General features: G+C 58.9%; 13 protein-coding genes and 1 pseudogene. 10 read left to right on the plus strand and 4 right to left on the minus strand.

Features of this window, described 5'->3' with window-relative positions; genetic code table 11:
* Nucleotides 1-7: 7 nt before the first annotated feature.
* Complete coding sequence (locus ACZ1G7_RS18250; RefSeq protein WP_472660802.1) at nucleotides 8-1,795, minus strand: IlvD/Edd family dehydratase; 1,788 nt, start codon at nucleotides 1,793-1,795, stop codon at nucleotides 8-10.
* A 91-nt stretch (nucleotides 1,796-1,886) separates the two neighbouring features.
* Nucleotides 1,887-2,630, minus strand: a complete 744-nt coding sequence (locus ACZ1G7_RS18255; RefSeq protein WP_472660803.1) for an SDR family oxidoreductase — start codon at nucleotides 2,628-2,630, stop codon at nucleotides 1,887-1,889.
* Between the two features lie 152 nt (nucleotides 2,631-2,782).
* Here ACZ1G7_RS18255 and ACZ1G7_RS18260 point away from each other — a divergent pair, with 152 nt between their 5' ends.
* Complete coding sequence (locus ACZ1G7_RS18260) at nucleotides 2,783-3,667, plus strand: NAD(P)-dependent oxidoreductase (protein WP_472660804.1); 885 nt, start codon at nucleotides 2,783-2,785, stop codon at nucleotides 3,665-3,667.
* A complete protein-coding gene (denD, locus tag ACZ1G7_RS18265; protein ID WP_472660805.1) occupies nucleotides 3,664-4,635 on the plus strand; it encodes a D-erythronate dehydrogenase in 972 nt (323 codons plus the stop codon). The genes ACZ1G7_RS18260 and denD overlap by 4 nt, the downstream gene beginning before the upstream one ends.
* An 87-nt stretch (nucleotides 4,636-4,722) precedes the next feature.
* On the opposite strand, the gene ACZ1G7_RS18270 is transcribed toward denD, so the two are convergent.
* Nucleotides 4,723-6,762 (minus strand): ATP-binding protein, encoded by a 2,040-nt coding sequence (locus tag ACZ1G7_RS18270; protein ID WP_472660806.1) that lies wholly within the window; start codon nucleotides 6,760-6,762, stop codon nucleotides 4,723-4,725.
* Between the two features lie 140 nt (nucleotides 6,763-6,902).
* Nucleotides 6,903-7,583, minus strand: a complete 681-nt coding sequence (locus tag ACZ1G7_RS18275; protein WP_472660807.1) for a GntR family transcriptional regulator — start codon at nucleotides 7,581-7,583, stop codon at nucleotides 6,903-6,905.
* Nucleotides 7,584-7,948: 365 nt separating this feature from the next.
* Between ACZ1G7_RS18275 and ACZ1G7_RS18280 the strand changes: the two are divergent.
* From ACZ1G7_RS18280 to ACZ1G7_RS18315, 8 genes and pseudogenes are all read left to right on the plus strand, one after another.
* Nucleotides 7,949-8,802, plus strand: a pseudogene (locus ACZ1G7_RS18280) (TRAP transporter substrate-binding protein).
* A 143-nt stretch (nucleotides 8,803-8,945) separates the two neighbouring features.
* Nucleotides 8,946-9,779 (plus strand): TRAP transporter small permease subunit, encoded by an 834-nt coding sequence (locus ACZ1G7_RS18285; RefSeq protein ID WP_472660808.1) that lies wholly within the window; start codon nucleotides 8,946-8,948, stop codon nucleotides 9,777-9,779.
* A gap of 1 nt (nucleotide 9,780) precedes the next feature.
* A complete protein-coding gene (locus tag ACZ1G7_RS18290; protein ID WP_472660809.1) occupies nucleotides 9,781-11,406 on the plus strand; it encodes a TRAP transporter large permease in 1,626 nt (541 codons plus the stop codon).
* A 15-nt stretch (nucleotides 11,407-11,421) separates the two neighbouring features.
* Nucleotides 11,422-12,927, plus strand: a complete 1,506-nt coding sequence (locus ACZ1G7_RS18295) for a UxaA family hydrolase (RefSeq protein WP_472660810.1) — start codon at nucleotides 11,422-11,424, stop codon at nucleotides 12,925-12,927.
* Complete coding sequence (locus tag ACZ1G7_RS18300; protein ID WP_472660812.1) at nucleotides 12,924-13,967, plus strand: Gfo/Idh/MocA family protein; 1,044 nt, start codon at nucleotides 12,924-12,926, stop codon at nucleotides 13,965-13,967. Before ACZ1G7_RS18295 ends, ACZ1G7_RS18300 begins: the two co-directional genes overlap by 4 nt.
* A 1-nt stretch (nucleotide 13,968) precedes the next feature.
* Entirely contained in the window at nucleotides 13,969-14,859 is an 891-nt protein-coding gene (locus tag ACZ1G7_RS18305; protein ID WP_472660813.1) for a phytanoyl-CoA dioxygenase family protein, read from the plus strand.
* On the plus strand, nucleotides 14,856-15,953 hold the full coding sequence (locus tag ACZ1G7_RS18310) for an NAD(P)/FAD-dependent oxidoreductase (protein WP_472660814.1): 1,098 nt from the start codon (nucleotides 14,856-14,858) through the stop codon (nucleotides 15,951-15,953). The genes ACZ1G7_RS18305 and ACZ1G7_RS18310 overlap by 4 nt, the downstream gene beginning before the upstream one ends.
* Nucleotides 15,950-16,831 (plus strand): NAD(P)-dependent oxidoreductase, encoded by an 882-nt coding sequence (locus tag ACZ1G7_RS18315; RefSeq protein ID WP_472660815.1) that lies wholly within the window; start codon nucleotides 15,950-15,952, stop codon nucleotides 16,829-16,831. Before ACZ1G7_RS18310 ends, ACZ1G7_RS18315 begins: the two co-directional genes overlap by 4 nt.
* Nucleotides 16,832-16,870 lie beyond the last annotated feature (39 nt).

The following is a 16,870-nucleotide window of genomic DNA, read 5'->3' on the forward strand; positions in this document are numbered from 1 at the left end:
AACTCTCCTAGTGATTGTCGCGCGGCATGTAGCGGCGTGAAATGTCTTGGTATTTGGCGGCCCCGTCCAGTGTCATACCCTCGCTGAAAGGGCGCACAAGCTGGCGGAAAATCTCTTGCCATGGGGTTTGGCTGTCGGGCACTTCGATTGATCCGTTTACCAATTTTTCTGCGCGCGCTTTCAAGGTCGCGTCGTCCACCAACATATCTGCGGTGCATTTTCTCAGGTCAATCCGCACGCGGTCACCGGTTTGCACCAGAGCCAACCCGCCACCATCAGCAGCCTCAGGCGATGCGTTCAGAATTGATGGGCTGCCGGATGTTCCCGATTGCCGCCCGTCGCCCACGCAAGGCAATGCCAGAATACCCTGTTTGATCAGGTAAGATGGCGGGCGCATATTCACCACCTCGGCCCCGCCGGGATATCCTTTCGGGCCCGCCCCGCGCATCATCAAAATGCAATGCGCGTCGATCTCAAGGCTCTTGTCGTCAATGCGCTTATGGAAATCTTCGGGCCCATCAAAGACAATAGCGCGGCCTTCAAAGGCTTCCGGGTCGTCCGGGTTTGATAAGTAGCGGTCGCGGAATTCCTTGGAAATCACGCTGGTTTTCATGATCGCGGAATCAAACAGATTGCCCTTGAGGTTAATGAAACCCGCATCTTTCAGCATTGGATCGGTGGCCGAATAGATCACATCCGGGTTGCCCGTCAGCAGATCACCACAGTTCTCCCGCATCGTTTTGCCATTGGCAGTCATCACGTCCGGATGCGGCAGCAAATCCGCATTGATCAGCTCGCCGATAACCGCCGGCACTCCGCCTGCGCGGTGATAGTCCTCGCCCAAATATTTGCCCGCTGGCTGCAGATTGACAAGCAGCGGAACTTTATGGCCCAAACGCTGCCAATCGTCATTTGTAAGCTCCATCCCCAAATGCTTGGCAATGCCATTCAGATGGATTGGCGCATTGGTCGAGCCGCCAATGGCCGAGTTGATAACAACCGTGTTTTCAAAGGCTTCGCGGGTCATGATGTCGGAAGGGCGCATATCTTCATGCACCATTTCAACGATACGTTTGCCCGTATGGTAGCTGATCTGACCGCGTTCGCGGTAAGGCGCTGGGATGGCAGCAGAACCGGGCATTTGCATGCCCAAAGCTTCGGCCAGCGAATTCATCGTGGAGGCCGTGCCCATGGTGTTGCAATAGCCGACCGAGGGTGTCGAAGACGCCACCAAATCCATGAAACCATCATCATCAATCTCGCCCGCGGCGTGCAGTTCGCGCGCCTTCCAGACGATGGTGCCAGAGCCCGTGCGCTCCCCATTGTACCACCCATTCAGCATCGGCCCGACGGATAGGGCGATTGCCGGAATGTTAACGGTAGCGGCGGCCATCAATAGCGCAGGCGTGGTCTTGTCGCAGCCGATATTCAGCACGACGCCATCAAGCGGGTAGCTGAAAAGCGTCTCGACCAATGACAGATAAGCAAGGTTGCGGTCCAACATGGCAGTCGGACGTTTGCCGGTTTCCTGAATGGGATGCACCGGAACTTCGATCACCGTGCCGCCCGCTGCAATCACGCCGTCACGTACGCGTTTGGACAGTTCAATGTGATGGCGGTTGCATGGGCTTAAATCGCTGCCGGTTTGCGCGATTGCGATGATCGGCTTGCCCGATTGCAACTCTTCGCGCGTCAGGCCGTAATTGAGGTAACGCTCCAGATAAAGCGCGGTCATTTCCTGATTGTCGGGGTTGTTGAACCACGCTTGCGATCTCAGTTTGGGTTTCTCAGCCATTTGCCATTTCATCCGATATTAAGGTTAACGCTGCCCGTTTTCAGGACCGCTCTGCGGGCTTCGTTCTGGCCCAAATACTCAAATTCTGTCCTCAGCCAGACCACCCGCCGTCAATCACGTGGGGTTGTCCGGTCGTAAAGGCGCTTTCATCGCTTGCAAGGTAGACGACCAATGCTGCGATTTCTTCCGCTGTTGCCACCCGGCCCATCGGCTGGCGGGCAACGAAGGCTTCCATCGCGGCCTCATAGCTTCCCATTTCTTCGCCCAGCGCTTTCACGCGGTCGTGCCAGCTGGGGCTTTCAACAGTGCCGGGGCAGATACAATTACAGCGAATGCCCTCTTTGATATATTCAATCGCCACTGACTTCGTCATGCCGATGACGGCGGCTTTGGTTGTCCCGTAGATGAACCGGTTCGGTGCGCCAATGATCGATGACAGGGCCGACGACATGTTGATGATTGAGCCCGCGCCGCGCTCCCGCATCCCGGGCAGACAGGCCTGCATTGTGCGAAACATTGAGCGGACATTCAGGTCAAAGGCCATGTCCCAATCATCATCGGTCGCGTCTAGGATTGAGCCATGATGCACGAAGCCCGCGCAGTTGAACAAAATGTCTGGCTGGGCCTGTTCGGCGCCTGCTTTGACCGAGGCTTCGTTGCGCACATTCAGCACGAGCGTCGTAATATTGGGGTGAGACAACTCAGCGAGGGCGGCTTCATTTACATCGGTGGCAAAAACACTGGCACCTTCCTCCGCCATGGCAAGTGCAGATGCGCGGCCGATGCCTTGGCCGGCGGCTGTCACCAATGCGCGCTTTCCGCTAAGTCTATCCATTGTTTACGTTTTCTCCCAAACGCGCTTTCAGCATTCTGCCGATCTCCGCAGCGCATTGTCTGAAGACCTAAGGGCAAATTCGTGCATCGGCAATGCTTTTAAACCGGGCAACCCTGTTCTATCGTTACCGCAAACACGCAGGGGAGAAAACCATGGCCAAAGCAAAAATCGCCCTTCTGGGCACGGGGCTCATGGGGGCCCCAATGACGCGCAATCTGTTGAAGGCGGGTCATAGCGTTCAGGTCTGGAATCGCTCGATTGCCAAGGCGGAACCTTTGGCGGAGGCGGGCGCTGTGGTGTGTGGCAGCCCCGCGGCGGTCGTCGCAGGTGTGGATGTCGTTGTTTCGATGTTGAGCGACGGCATTGCTGTGGGTGGCTTGGTCGAAGACGCAAGCGTGACCGGCGCGATGTCCGAGGGAACCGTTTGGATCGACATGTCATCAGCCAAGCCGGAGGAGGCGCGCGCGCAAGCGGCGCATTTATCTGGGCTTGGTTTCGGGCATCTGGATGCGCCCGTCTCTGGTGGCACCAAGGGCGCGGAAGCGGCGAGCTTGGCCATTATGGTAGGCGGCGAAGCTGCCACTTTTGATCAGATGGAAAGCGTTTTGGGCGCAATGGGCCGGCCGGTTCATGTGGGCCCGTCAGGGTCGGGGCAATTGTCGAAGCTTGCCAATCAGGGGATTGTTGCGGTGACGATTGCCGCCGTGGCCGAGGCGATGCTGTTGCTTGAGAAAGGCGGCGCGGACCCGGCGGCGGTGCGGAATGCTTTGAAAGGCGGCTTTGCGGATAGCACGATCTTACAGCAGCATGGCGCGCGGATGACGGAGCGAAATTTTGTACCAGGGGGGCTGTCGAAATTTCAGCTCAAAGATCTCGATAATTTGCTGCATGAAAGCGGCGGCCTGGGTCTGAGCCTGCCGGTGGCGCAGATGGTGCGGGATCGGTTCGATCATTTTGTGCAAGAGATGGATGGCGCTGACTTGGACCATTCGGGGCTGTTTCTAGAGCTGCTCGCGCAGAATGGAGAAGCCCAATGACCCGCGTTTTGATGATTGGCGGCGGCGGGATGGTTGGCCAAAAGCTGGCGCATCGGTTGCTGGAGGAGGGGCTGGGGGGCGCCGCTTGCGAAATTACGGCGCATGATATCGGGTTTCCCGAGCAGGGCGCGCCGGTCGCAGTTCAGAGCACGGGAAATCTGGCCGAAGTCGGCGTTGTTGAAAGCTTGGCCGCTCAAAAGTTTGACGTGATCTTTCACCTGGCCTCCATCGTGTCGGGGGAGGCTGAAACGAATTTCGATCTAGGGTGGCAGGTGAATATGCTGCCGACTTGGCGTCTGTTGGAGGCGTTGCGGGCGGAGCAGGGGGCAGATCCGAGCTACCGGCCGCGCTTTGTGTTCACTTCGTCCATCGCGGTGTTTGGGGGGCCGTATCCGGAGAAGATTTCGGACGAGTTCCTGTCGGCGCCGCAGACAAGTTATGGGGCGCAGAAGTCTATTTGTGAGACGATGATCGCGGATTTCTCGCGCAAGGGGTTCATTGACGGGCTGTCGATCCGGTTGCCGACGATCTGCGTGCGGCCAGGGAAGGCGAACCTGGCGGCGTCTTCGTTCTTTTCGGGGATCATCCGGGAGCCGTTGAATGGGATGGAGGCGATCTTGCCGGTCCCTGATACGGTGCGGCACTGGCATGCGAGCCCGCGGGCGGCGGCGGGTTTTCTGACGCATGCGGCAGGGTTGGATACCGAGCTATTGAACGGGCGGCGGGCTTTGAACCTGCCGGGGGTGAGCTGTACGGTGGCGGAGCAGATTGAGGCGCTGCGGGAGATCACGGGCAATGATGTGGTGGCGCGGATTAAATCGGAACCGAACGCGGATATCATGAAAATTGTTGAGGGCTGGCCGAGAGATTTCGAACCCGCCCGGGCGATCGAGCTGGGCTTCAAAGCGGAGCAGAGTTTCAGGGACATTATTGAGATTTATATCGAGGATGACCTGCCCAAACAGTGATCCCCGCATGCGGGGAATCTTGTAAGCGTCTGAAAACAAGCAGCTTTCAAAATTTATTAACCAGCTGGAAAGGTTTTCGGCGTGTGATTACACGCGGTCCAAAGCAGTCTTTGCGTGTGCGTTCTGTGCCAGAGCGGGCGACAGCGCTTCTGCCACGGCATCGCGCAAATCGGCGCGGCTGACGGGTTTCATAAGACGGATATCGGACGAGGCCCTGCCGTTGCCGTTGCCGTTGCCGTTGCCGCTGATGGTGGCATCTGCGGCGTAGCCCGACATGAAAATGCATGGGATATCCGGATCAATGGCACGGATCGCCTTGGCAAGGGCTGGGCCCTGCAATTTGCCGGGCATCACAACATCTGTCAGCAACAGATCAATCGTATCGTCGCCTTCATAGATCTCCAATGCGGCGTCACCGCTATTGGCAGAAATGACGGTGTAGCCCAGGTCTTTGAGTGTTTGTTCGATGACGCGGGCGACGGCGGTCTCATCTTCAGCAAGCAGGATCGTTGCACCCGGTTTGCCCGGTGCGGCGATCTGCGGTTTGGCCGGATCGGCGGTCACGGCCGGATGCATGAAGGCTTTGAAATACAGCTCAAACCGTGTCCCTTTGCCGGGCTGAGACGACACCTGCAAAGCGCCGCCGGATTGTTTGATGAAGCCTTGAACCATCGACAGGCCGAGCCCTGAGCCTTCGCCAACGGCTTTGGTGGTGTGGAAGGGTTCAAAAATCTTGTCCAGCGCGTCCGCTTCGATCCCGGTTCCGGTGTCGCTGATGGCAAGACGCACATAGTGACCCGGGGCAATCGTTTCGCCCCGTGCTGTGACGTGTTGTTCTGAAAACTGTTCGTTTTGGGTCTCGATTGTGATCGTACCGCCATTCGGCATGGCATCACGCGCGTTGAGCAAGATGTTGACGATGGCATTCTCTAGCGAGGTTGGGTCAAGTTCACTGTCCCAAAGGTCTGGTTGCAATACGCTTTCTACGATGATCGAGTCGGGCAATACGCGCGCGCCCCAAGTGACAGTTTGCTGCACGGTCTCGTTCAGGTTCAAACGGGATGGTACCAAATGCGCGCGGCGCGCAAAGCTGAGCAGATTGCGCGTCAGACCCGCGCCGCGGTTGGTGGCGGCAATTGCCTGATGCAGATATTCATGCCGGGTTTCGGCATCATCGCATTCGAGGGTCAATTCCAGGTTGCCCAGAATGATCGCGAGAATGTTGTTGAAATCATGTGCAACGCCGCCGGTCAGCGTGCCGATTGCCTCTATGCGTTGGGATTGCCGTAAGCGGGCCTCTGCCTCGCGCAGATCGGTCAGATCGATACTGCTGCCGACCACAGCAATCTGAGCGCCGTTGGCATCAAAAACGGGTTCCGTGATTTGACGGACAAACCGCACAGCCCCATCAGGGTGCACGGCGCGGTACTCGAACAAAATCGCCTCACCACCATCAATGCGGGCGACAGCTTCAACGAAAGCGGCTTTGTCATCGGGGTGAATATTTCCGGTATAGGGGGCGTTGCCTTTGTTGAGCTCGTAAAACTCATCCGGGGTGATCCCGAAATGGGCGGCATGCTGGCGCGAACAATAGATGCAATCGCCCGTTTCATAGTCCCATCTGTAGTGGCCAATCCCGGAAATCCGCACAGCCATGCGCAACCGTTCTTCGCTTTCTGCGACTTTGACGATTTGCTCTATTTTTTCTTGCTTTTCCTGAAGGAGAGAGCTGTTGAGCTGATCATTCGTGCTGAGAAACGCGCGCTGGTTTGCATCGTTCTTGTCTTTGGAAAACCCCAGTCTGAGCCCGACAAACAAAAACAAAGCGCTGCCGATTGCGACACGGGTGAGGCCACCGGTCAGCTCAGCCGGGCCAAATTGGTAGAGATGGGCGTGCAGCAGAAAGCTTGACGCAATAATCCCGGTAATGAGCCCGGTCAGAATACCACCATAAGTGCTGGCAATGACGACACTGACCAGAACGATGAAGAAGGGCGCGGGCAGATCGACCTGGTTGTGAAACGCAATGTCGAAGGCAATGACCAAGATCAGTGTTGGCAAGCACCAGAGCAGTTTGGTCCAACCGACCGTTTGAAAATAGTCTGACAGCTTTGAAAGCCACGTCATCGCTTTAAATCCGTATGTGTCAAATAGGTCGTGCGTCCTTCAATCAGCGCAGTATTTGGCGTCAGGAACAACGGCCTTGACGTAAGGTTGCCTCGCAAATCGGGCGGAAATTTGCCCGCGTGCCGCCAAAAGCGACAGCGTCATGCGTTTGAGGGATCTAATTCGCCACTTTTCCCTCCGTCACGCAGGTTGCGTTTCATGTGATCGTAGATCGCCTGGCAGCAGGCGGGTGCATCGCGGGCAAGCGCTGCCGCGATAATGGCCTTATGCTCTGGCGCGTTTTCGACGTGATAGCCATATTTGGGCTGCATGATTTTTTGCTGGCGGAACTGGTCATAGGTCCGCCTATAGCTTGAGCGCAGAAAGGGGCTATCACAAGCAGATAGCAGCGTGTCGTGAAATTCGAGCTCCGCCAGCGACCAGAGGCGCAGGTTGGTGCCCTCCAACCCGCCATCTGCGACGCTGCTTTCGATGTGCGCCAGCTTGTGGTGGGCAGCTGAAAGCTGGGCTTCCCAGCCGAGTTCGCCCTTTTCGATGGAGGCTGTTGCGCCTTCCTGTTCGAGCATGATGCGGAACTTGGTGAGGTAGTGCAGCCGTTCAGGATCAATGGGACGGGCGCGAAAGCCGCGCTGATCCTCGAAGATGACAAGCCCGGCGGAGGCGAGGCGAAACAGCACCTCACGAATGGTGTTTGCGGAGCAGTGATATTCCTCGCGCAGGTGTTCGGATTTCAGTTTTTCGCCTTGCGCGATCTGCGCGGTCACGAGCTGCATATGCAGATCATCATAGATCTGCGGCGTAGAGAATTTCGTTTTGAGCATAAGCGGTTAGGTGGTCTCAAGTGGCTATTGGTTAAATTGCAGCATAACGTCGAATTCAGGGATTACCAGAAAATTTCAAAATTATTAAAAATCAGGTTTTTTCTTGTCGGGTGCAGATTCGCCCGTTAGGCTCACTCCACGCGGCGTCCGAAAGTCGAGAAAACGAGGCGCCTTACGTATCAAATGGGAGGAAACCAATGAGTTTCGTTAAAACCGCTGCAGCAGCTGTTGCAGCATCGGCCGTGTTGGCCACCGGCGCTTTGGCCGACGGACATGCCGTCAGCAAATTGCGCATCCAAACGCACTACGCGCCTGAGACTGTTTCGGGCAAGCTGGCCGCGCAATACATGGAAGACATTCAGACCATGTCCGGCGGCGGCATCGAAGTAGAGATGTTCTACTCGTCCTCCGTTGTGAAATCGGTTGAGACCTTTGACGCGGCTGCCACAGGCATTCTGGACTGCGACATGACCGGCGGCGGCTACCAGACCGGTAAGAACTCCGCGTTCCAGTTTGTGGGCGACATCATGGGCGGCTACGACACGCCTTACCAACAGCTGAGCTGGCTGTATTTCGGCGGCGGGCGTGAAGCTGCGGCGCCTCTGTACAACAAATACGGCATGGAGCTGATCGGCTGGTGGGTGTACGGGCAGGAGTCCTTCGCCTCGTCCAAGCCAATCGAAAAAGTGGCCGACTTCAAGGATTGGAAATTCCGTTCGCCCCCGGCATGGAAACCAAGATCTTCGAAAAGCTGGGCGCGAACCCGATTGTGATGGATTTCACCGAGATCTTTACAGCGCTTGAAACAGGCATCATTGACGGTGCTGACGCGTCTGGTCTGGCCAACAACGTTGGTCTGGGTCTCTATGACATCGTTAAATACGCCAACTTCCCTGGCTTCCACTCGATGCCGTCGGACCACCTGGCGTGTAACAAGGAAGTCTTCGACGCCATGCCAGAGGCGCATCAGCGCATCATGAAAGTGGCCATGGAAGCTTTGGCGCTGCGCACTGCGCTGACCTTTGAGAAGAAGAACGCTGAGGCTGCGGCGCAACTGCGCGAGCAAGGCGTGACCCTGTCTCAGTGGGCACCAGAAGAGCTGCAGAAGTTCCGCGATGCGGCACAAGCCACATGGCCTGAGTTCGCTGACACACCAGAAGCGGAAGCTCTGGTTGAGGCGCACCTGTCTTACCTGCGTCAGCTGGGTCTGGCCAAGTAAAGCCTAAGCAGGAGGGGCGGGGCTATCTGCGCTCGCCCCTCTCACTTAGGCCTTACGGGGCCCGAATAAATCAAAAAGCAAAGAGGGACAGCGGACGCGTCTGGGAGCGCCATCCGCACCGGGTCCGCACGGGGAGAGGGTTCATGGAAAACGAACGAAACGGCACGCTTGTCGAATGGCTGGTGCCGATGGCACTGGTCTTTTGCACCGGCTGGGTGATCTGGCAGATGCCGGCTTTCATCCTTGATTGGGGTGGGCATGCCGATCAGCTGGCGGCGCATTTTACCCGCGTTGACTTGACGCCGAACCTGCCTGCTATCATGGGGTCTCATATCGATATCGTCGATCTGGTTGCCCTTTTGCTCATTCCCGTCTTCATCGTTTTGGGCGTGCGCACTGTGCGCCGCGCACCGATGGAATTTGAAAGCTGGAAGCCGCTGGATCGTTTGGCGGTTTTTGTCGGTCGGGTCACCATGATGCTGGTCGTCGTTTTGTGCTGCGTGATGCTGTACGAAGTGTTTGTGCGCTACATTCTCAATGCGGGCACACTCTGGGCGAATGAGCTGTCGCTGTGGCTTGCGGGCTTCATCTTCCTGTGCGCCGGGCTTTACGCCATGCAGCAGCGCAGCCACATCCGCATCTTCCTAATCTACGACATGTTCCCGCGCTGGTTGCAGCATATTTGCGACGTGATCTCTACCGGGTTGATCGTCACCTTTGCTTTCTTTCTGGTCTATGGCGGCTACGGCGAAGCGCTGGCCAAGTTTGGTCGTTGGGAGCTTTATGGATCGGCCTTCAACCCGCCGCTGCCCGCAACTATCAAACCCACCGTTCTGATCGTTGTCAGCTTGTGCGCCGTGCAATCGGTGATCAACCTGATTTCCGATTGGAACGATGAACCAGTCGTGCACTCCGCGGCCGACGACATTGACGAAGACGAGATTGAGCGCCTGAAAAAGGCCGTGGGAGCAGACTAAAATGGATATCGGAACAATTTCACTGGTCCTTCTACTGGGCCTTCTGGTGCTGCTCGCCATAGGCATGCCGCTGGGCTTTGCCTCTGCGATCCTGGCGGTGCTTGTGCTTGTCATGAAGTTTGAGCCAGAGCTTTTGTGGGCCCCCTGGACCTTTGGCGACGGCATTTTGACGGGACGACCCGGGTCTGGACCGCTCAATATCTTATCGCAAAAGATATACGGGCTCTTAACGGACTATGTCCTCATATCGATCCCGCTGTTTATCTTCATGGCGGCGCTGCTCGAACGCTCCGGCATTGCGAAGGATATGTATTCGTCGCTGAATGTCTGGTTGAATCGCACACGCGGCGGCATTGCCGTTGTGACCTCCATCATGGCGGTGATCATGGCCGCCATGTCTGGCATCATCGGCGGCGAAGTCGTTTTGCTGGGCCTGATCGCGCTTCCGCAGATGTTGCGGCTGGGCTATAATCAGAACCTTGCTATCGGGACGATCTGTGCGTCTGGGTCTTTGGGCACGATGATCCCGCCCTCGATTGTGTTGATCATCTACGGGCTGATCACGGAGACGTCGATCAAAGCGCTGTTCACCGCGTCTTTCTTGCCGGGTTTCATGCTGGCGTCCTTCTTCATCATCTACATCCTGATCCGCGCGAATATGCGGCCAGAGGATGCGCCGCTGCCGGAACCGATCCCGGGCGAGCCGGAGGGCAAAGAGAAATGGATGCTGTTTGGCGCTTTCCTGTCGGTCGTTGTGGCGGGTGCCTGGAGCTTCTTTGCCGCCCGCGTGCTGTTCTTTGAACTCTCAGGCCAGAATGCGGCCCAAACGGGTGACCCGATCCGCTATGGCACGATGGATTACCTGCCGTGGTTCGTGGGCACTGTTGTTGTTGCGCTTGCGCTGATCTTCTTTGTCTTCGGCACTGCCCGGACGAAAAAGGGCTGGGACATGGGCAAAGGCTTGGTTCCGCCGATCATCATCATCGGTGTTGTTCTGGGCTCCATCTACATGGGGATCACCGGCATTACCGAGGCCGCTGGCATGGGCGCATTGGCCGTGTTGGTCATGGCCGCCTTGCGCGGCGAGGCGTCCTGGGATCTGTTGTGGGATTCGCTGATGCGGACGCTGAAATCGACGGGGACCATCATCTGGGTGACCATCGGGGCGGCTGCGCTTGCGGGGGCCTATACCATCGCAGGTGGGCCGGTCTTTGTGGCCGATCTGGTTGTCGGGCTGGACGTGCCGCCGATGGGGATCATCCTTGTGATGATGGTGATCCTGCTGTTCATGGGCGCGTTCATGGATTGGGTCGGCATCGTGCTGCTGATCATCCCGGTGTTCCTGCCGATTGTGCTGCGCCTGCCGATTGAAGACATTGGCTTCTTTGGCCAGCTTGAGCCCAAACATGTGGCGATCTGGTTCGGCGTGGTGTTCTGTATGAACATGCAGGTGAGCTTCCTGTCGCCGCCCTTTGGCCCGGCTGCGTTCTACCTGAAATCTGTGGCGCCGCCGCATATCTCCCTGACGGATATCTTCAAAGGGTTCCTGCCGTTCATCGCCATCCAGATTTGCGCGCTGTCCGTGCTGCTGATCTGGCCGCCGATCATCGCGCTTTTGCTGCCGTAACTGCGGGGAGAGGCGATGAAGGACTACATCAGGCTGGACCCGGACGACAATGTGGTGACGGCGAAGCGCGCTTTGCAGGCGGGTGTTGAGGTGGCGGATGGCGAACGCACCGTCGGGCTGATCCCGTCGGGCCACAAGGTCGCCATTCGTGCCATCCCCAAGGGCGACCAGATCCGCAAATATGCGCAGATGATTGGCGTGGCCTCGGACCATATTGCGCCGGGGGAGCATGTGCATGTGCACAATTGCGACTTCGTGCCGACCGATCAGGACTACGAGTTTGGCACCGACATGCGACCGGTTGCGGCGGCGTCAGGCGACACGTTCATGGGGTATCGGCGCGAGACTGGCGGAGTGGGCACGCGCAATTACATCGCGATTGTGACTTCGGTGAATTGCTCCGCCACGGCGGCGCGGCGGATTGCGGATCATTTCACCCCTGAGCGGTTGGCCGATTACCCCAATGTCGACGGGGTCTGCGCCTTTGTGCATGGCACCGGCTGCGGCATGGCCGATAGCGGCGACGGGTTTGAGGCCCTGCAGCGCGTGATGTGGGGCTACGCCAAGCACCCCAACCACGCGGGCGTTTTGATGGTGGGCCTGGGCTGCGAGATGAACCAGATTGACTGGCTGGTGGAGGCGTACGGGCTGAAACTCTCACCGACCTTTCAGGTGATGAACATTCAGGGCGTGGCCGGGCTTGCGCGCACGATTGAGATGGGGATCGCGAAGGTTGAGGCGATGCTGCCTTTGGCCAATGAGGCGGTGCGCGAGCCGTGCCCGGTGTCGGAGCTGAAGGTCGCGCTGCAATGCGGCGGGTCTGACGCGTGGTCGGGCGTGACGGCAAACCCGGCTTTGGGATATGCGTGCGATTTGCTGGCCGCACAAGGCGGCACGGGGGTCTTGGCGGAAACGCCGGAGATTTATGGGGCCGAGCATTTGCTGACGCGGCGCGCGGTCTCGCCGGCGGTTGGGGAGCGGCTGATTGGGCTGATTGACTGGTGGAAGGATTACACCGAACGCAATCGCGGCTCGATGGATAACAACCCGTCGCCCGGCAACAAGAAGGGCGGGTTGACGACGATTTTGGAGAAGTCGTTGGGGGCGGCGGCGAAAGGGGGGACCAGCCCCCTGACGGGCGTATATAAGTATGCGGAGCCGGTGACGGCGAAGGGGTTCACGTTTATGGACAGCCCCGGTTACGACCCTGCGTCGGTGACGGGGCAGATCGCGGGCGGGTGCCAAGTGGTGGTGTTCACGACCGGGCGCGGGTCGGCCTTTGGGTCGAAACCTGCGCCGACCATCAAGGTGGCCACGAATTCCGAGATGTACGCGCGCATGACCGACGATATGGACGTGAATGCGGGCGACATGCTGACAGGCGGCGTCACGTTGGAAGAAAAAGGCCGCGAGATTTACGATCTGATCCTGGCGGTGGCGTCGGGCGAGGTGTCGAAATCGGAGGCGCAGGGCTTGGGTGACTATGAATTTGTGCCCTGGCAGATCGGGGCGGTGATGTGAGGCTTTTGATCGCTGGCATCGGTCTGATCGGGGCGCGGCATTTGGACCATGCCTTGGCGCTGCCGGAGATTGAGGTTGTCGGCGTGATTGATCCCGCGATCCGGCAAGCAGATGTGCCGCAATTTGCGTCGATTGAGGATGTTAATGTTGAGGCCGACGGGATCGTGATTGCGACGCCGTCGCATTTGCATGGGCTTCACGCTGAGGCCGCGGCGGCGCGTGGCTGGCATATGCTGATCGAAAAGCCGGTGGCGCATTCGCTGGAGGCAGCAGAGCGGATCGCCTCGGTCGCTGAGAAAGCTGGTGTGCGGGTGCTGGTGGGCCATCATCGGCGTCATCATGCGGCGGTTACAACGCTTAGGGAGTTGATTGCCTCCGGTGCAATTGGGACGCCGGTTGCGGCGTCGATGATTTGGGCGATGCGCAAGCCTGATGCTTATTTCGACGGGAATTGGCGCAGCGGCGCGGATGGATCGCCGGTGATGATCAATCTGGTGCATGAGGTGGATTTGCTACGCTTCCTGTTTGGCGATGTGATCAGCGTGCAAGGGCGGGGCAGCAATGCGCAACGCGGGGCAGACCGCGTCGAAAGTGGCGCAGCGATCCTGGAGTTTGGTGGCGGCATGGTCGCCACGATTGCCTTTGCGGATACAACGCCCAGCCCGTTTGGGTTTGAAGCGGGGACGGGTGAGAACCCCAATATTGCCACGACAGGACAGGACTATCTGCAGATTGTCGGGACCAAAGGCGCTGTGAGCTTTCCGTCCTTGACGGTCTGGTCGGGGGCTGCGGATTGGTCGCAAGCACCGGTGGCGCGGCAGGTTGAGGTGGCAAAGAATGTGCCATTGGTCGACCAGCTTTTGCATTTTCGTGATGTCTGCGCTGGCGCGGACCCGGTGGTTGATGCGGTTGAGGGGCGAAAAAGTCTGGCGGCGACATTGGAGATTGAAGCATGTGTTGCGCCGGTTATGGGCGGACGGGGGACCTCGCCTGTGGCATCGGCCCGCCCACCCTCCGGAGCCCTCATGGGGAGTGAATGAGATGGCACTTGAAACACTGACGCCTGATCAAAAGGCCTTCTATGATGAGAATGGCTATCTGGTTTTGCCGGGGCGTATTCCCGAAACTGTACTGGACGATATCCGCGCAGAGATCGCCAAATTTCAGGAGGTTGCGCGCGGGCTGACCGAGAGCACAGACCAGATCGATCTGGAGGACAGCCACACCCCAGACGCCCCGCGCATTCGGCGTATCAAACTGCCGCATACGCATAATCAGGTGATGCGCGACCTGATGTGTTCCGATCTGGTGCTGGCGCCCGCGCGCGACCTGATCGGGCCGGATTTGCGGCTGCATACCAGCAAGCTGAACATGAAAGAGGCGGGCTACGGCGCAGCGGTGGAATGGCATCAGGATTTCGCCTTTTATCCGCATACCAATGATGATGTGCTGGCGATTGCGGTCATCTTGGATGATATGGCGGAAGAAAACGGGCCTTTGATGGTATTCCCGGGGTCCCACAAACATCCCATAAATGACCATCATGTCGACGGTGTCTTCGCGGGTGCTATGGATCTGAAAGCCTGCGGCTATGACATGAAAGACGCGGTGCCGCTGACCGGGCCTGCGGGCAGCATTTCGATCCATCACGGGCGGATCGTGCACGGGTCTGGCTTGAATGTCTCGGACCGCGACCGGCGGTTGCTGTTTTATGAGATGATGGCGGCGGATGCTTTCCCGATCATGGGGTCTATGACCAAATGGAACGGGATCGCGGATTACAACACGCGGATGCTGTGCGGCACACCCGGTCTCAGCCCGCGCGTGCAGTCTTTGGGTGCGCGCATCCCGGCGCCCTTGCCCACGGAGGAGTTCACGATATACGAAGTCCAGAAGCAGTTAAGAAACCGCAGTTTTGGAGTCGTTGAGTGAGGGTTGCCGTTCTTGGGGCCGGATTGATGGGATCGGCCGCCGCACGCCATTTGGCCAAAGCGGGCGTGGATGTGACATTGATCGGGCCGGGGGAGCCTGCCGATAAGCGCACCCATCATGGCGCGCATGGATCGCATTACGACGAGGGGCGGATCACGCGGCACAACGCCTCCAAGCCGTTTTGGGTTGAAGTAAGCCGGGCCTCGATTGCGCGCTACCCGGAGATCAAGGCGGAAAGCGGTATATCGTTTTTCACGGAGGTCGGCGCGCTGATGGCCGGTGGCGATGCGTGGATGGGCGCGGTGGACGCCGCCGCGCTGGCCTGCGGTTTTGAGAGCCATGCTTTGGGGGCCGATGGGCTGCGCGAGACTTTCCCCTATTTCGAATTTCCCGACGGGTTTTCAGGGGTCTATGAACGGCGCGGAGCCGGGCATGTGTCCCCGCGCAGATTGGTTGACGCACAACAGGCGGCGGCCAAGGCGCATGGCACCAAGCGGCTTGTTGCGGAAGTTGAGGGACTAGACGGCGGGCGCGTTCATGCGGGCGGCAACCAGTTGGATTTTGACCGCGTTTTGGTGGCCGCTGGCGGCTGGACCGACGCCGTTTTGGGCCGCGCGCCGCAGCTGGATGTCTATGCCCGCACCGTTGCCCTGTTTGAGATTGATGAGGCGGAAGCCGCCCGGCTGGCGCGCATGCCGTCGTTGGTGTGGCAGGCCCCGGAAGACCCGTATTTGCTGCCGCCGATCCGCTACCCGGATGGCAAGATATACGTCAAGCTGGGCGGCGACCCGGCGGATGTGCGACTGGATGGGCCTGCTGCGGTGGGGGCGTGGTTCCGCTCGGGCGGGACCGCGTCGGTGCGCGACCGGCTGGAGGAGATGGTACGGGAGTTGATGCCGACGCTGGCGATCAAATCCGTGACCATGGATGCCTGCGTGACCAGCTGGACCCATGACAGATTGCCCGAAATCCGCCACCTGACGGACCGCGTGTCCGTGTGTACGGGCGGCAACGGCGCGGGCGCGAAATGTAGTGACGAATTGGGCCGCCGCGGGGCCGCCTTGATACTGGAAGAGATCGGAGAGACGGCATGAGCAAGATTGGATTTATTGGGCTGGGGCTGATGGGCGGCGCCATGGTTGGCCGGCTGCAAGATCAGGGGCATGAGCTATGCGTGCTGGCGAACCGGGACCGGACCCATGTGGACAAAGCGGTGGCGCGCGGCGCGGCTGAGGCCGGGTCCGCGAAAGAGCTGGCAGCGGCGAGCGAGTTTGTGATGCTGTGCATGGGGACATCGCAGCAGGTCGAAGGCCGGATGCGCGGCGCCGACGGCGTGATCGCTGGTTTGCAGCCGGGCGCGGTTGTGATCGATTTTGGCACGTCATTGCCGGGCTCAACCCGCGCGCTGGCCGAGGAGGTCGCGGCGGCGGGCGGCGCCTACCTGGACGGGCCGTTGGGGCGCACCCCCGCCCATGCGGTGGACGGGCTTTTGAACATCATGTGCGCGGGCGACAAGGCCGGGTTCGACAAGGCCAAGCCGGTATTGGACGATTTGGGCGAAAACGTATTCCATCTGGGGGCGTCGGGTTCGGGGCACACTATAAAGCTGTTGAACAACTTCTTCGGGATGACCGTGGCCAATGCGATGGCGGAAGCTTTCGCGATGGCGGATGTGCAGGGCGTGGACCGCAAGGCGCTTTACGACGTGATGTCGGCGGGGCCGCTGCATTCGGGGATGATGGATTTCGTCAAAGGCTACGGCGTCGACGGCGACCCCGCACAGCTGGCCTTTGCGATCAAGAACGCGGCCAAGGATGTGGGCTACTACGCGCAGATGGCGGATGACGCGGGCGTGGACAGCATCATGTCGCAATCGACCTTGCAGGCCTTGAACGCCGCGCATGAGGACGGCCGGGGCGACGACATGGTCAGCCAGATGGTCGATTTCTACAAAGAGCAGTTCGAAGGCTAGGCCGCGCTTTGTGTAAGCTCGGATCAAAACACACTGCCT

The organism is Litoreibacter sp. JB4-2 (genome assembly GCF_055693445.1).

What these genes read in the sequence shown, in the direction of transcription:
- ACZ1G7_RS18285 (WP_472660808.1), top strand. Translation starts at nt 8,946, where the DNA reads ATGGAAAACGAACGAAACGGCACGCTTGTCGAATGGCTGGTGCCGATG.
- ACZ1G7_RS18275 (WP_472660807.1), bottom strand. Translation starts at nt 7,583, where the DNA reads ATGCTCAAAACGAAATTCTCTACGCCGCAGATCTATGATGATCTGCAT.
- denD (WP_472660805.1), top strand. Translation starts at nt 3,664, where the DNA reads ATGACCCGCGTTTTGATGATTGGCGGCGGCGGGATGGTTGGCCAAAAG.
- ACZ1G7_RS18315 (WP_472660815.1), top strand. Translation starts at nt 15,950, where the DNA reads ATGAGCAAGATTGGATTTATTGGGCTGGGGCTGATGGGCGGCGCCATG.
- ACZ1G7_RS18305 (WP_472660813.1), top strand. Translation starts at nt 13,969, where the DNA reads ATGGCACTTGAAACACTGACGCCTGATCAAAAGGCCTTCTATGATGAG.
- ACZ1G7_RS18250 (WP_472660802.1), bottom strand. Translation starts at nt 1,795, where the DNA reads ATGGCTGAGAAACCCAAACTGAGATCGCAAGCGTGGTTCAACAACCCC.
- ACZ1G7_RS18255 (WP_472660803.1), bottom strand. Translation starts at nt 2,630, where the DNA reads ATGGATAGACTTAGCGGAAAGCGCGCATTGGTGACAGCCGCCGGCCAA.
- ACZ1G7_RS18260 (WP_472660804.1), top strand. Translation starts at nt 2,783, where the DNA reads ATGGCCAAAGCAAAAATCGCCCTTCTGGGCACGGGGCTCATGGGGGCC.
- ACZ1G7_RS18290 (WP_472660809.1), top strand. Translation starts at nt 9,781, where the DNA reads ATGGATATCGGAACAATTTCACTGGTCCTTCTACTGGGCCTTCTGGTG.
- ACZ1G7_RS18270 (WP_472660806.1), bottom strand. Translation starts at nt 6,762, where the DNA reads ATGACGTGGCTTTCAAAGCTGTCAGACTATTTTCAAACGGTCGGTTGG.
- ACZ1G7_RS18295 (WP_472660810.1), top strand. Translation starts at nt 11,422, where the DNA reads ATGAAGGACTACATCAGGCTGGACCCGGACGACAATGTGGTGACGGCG.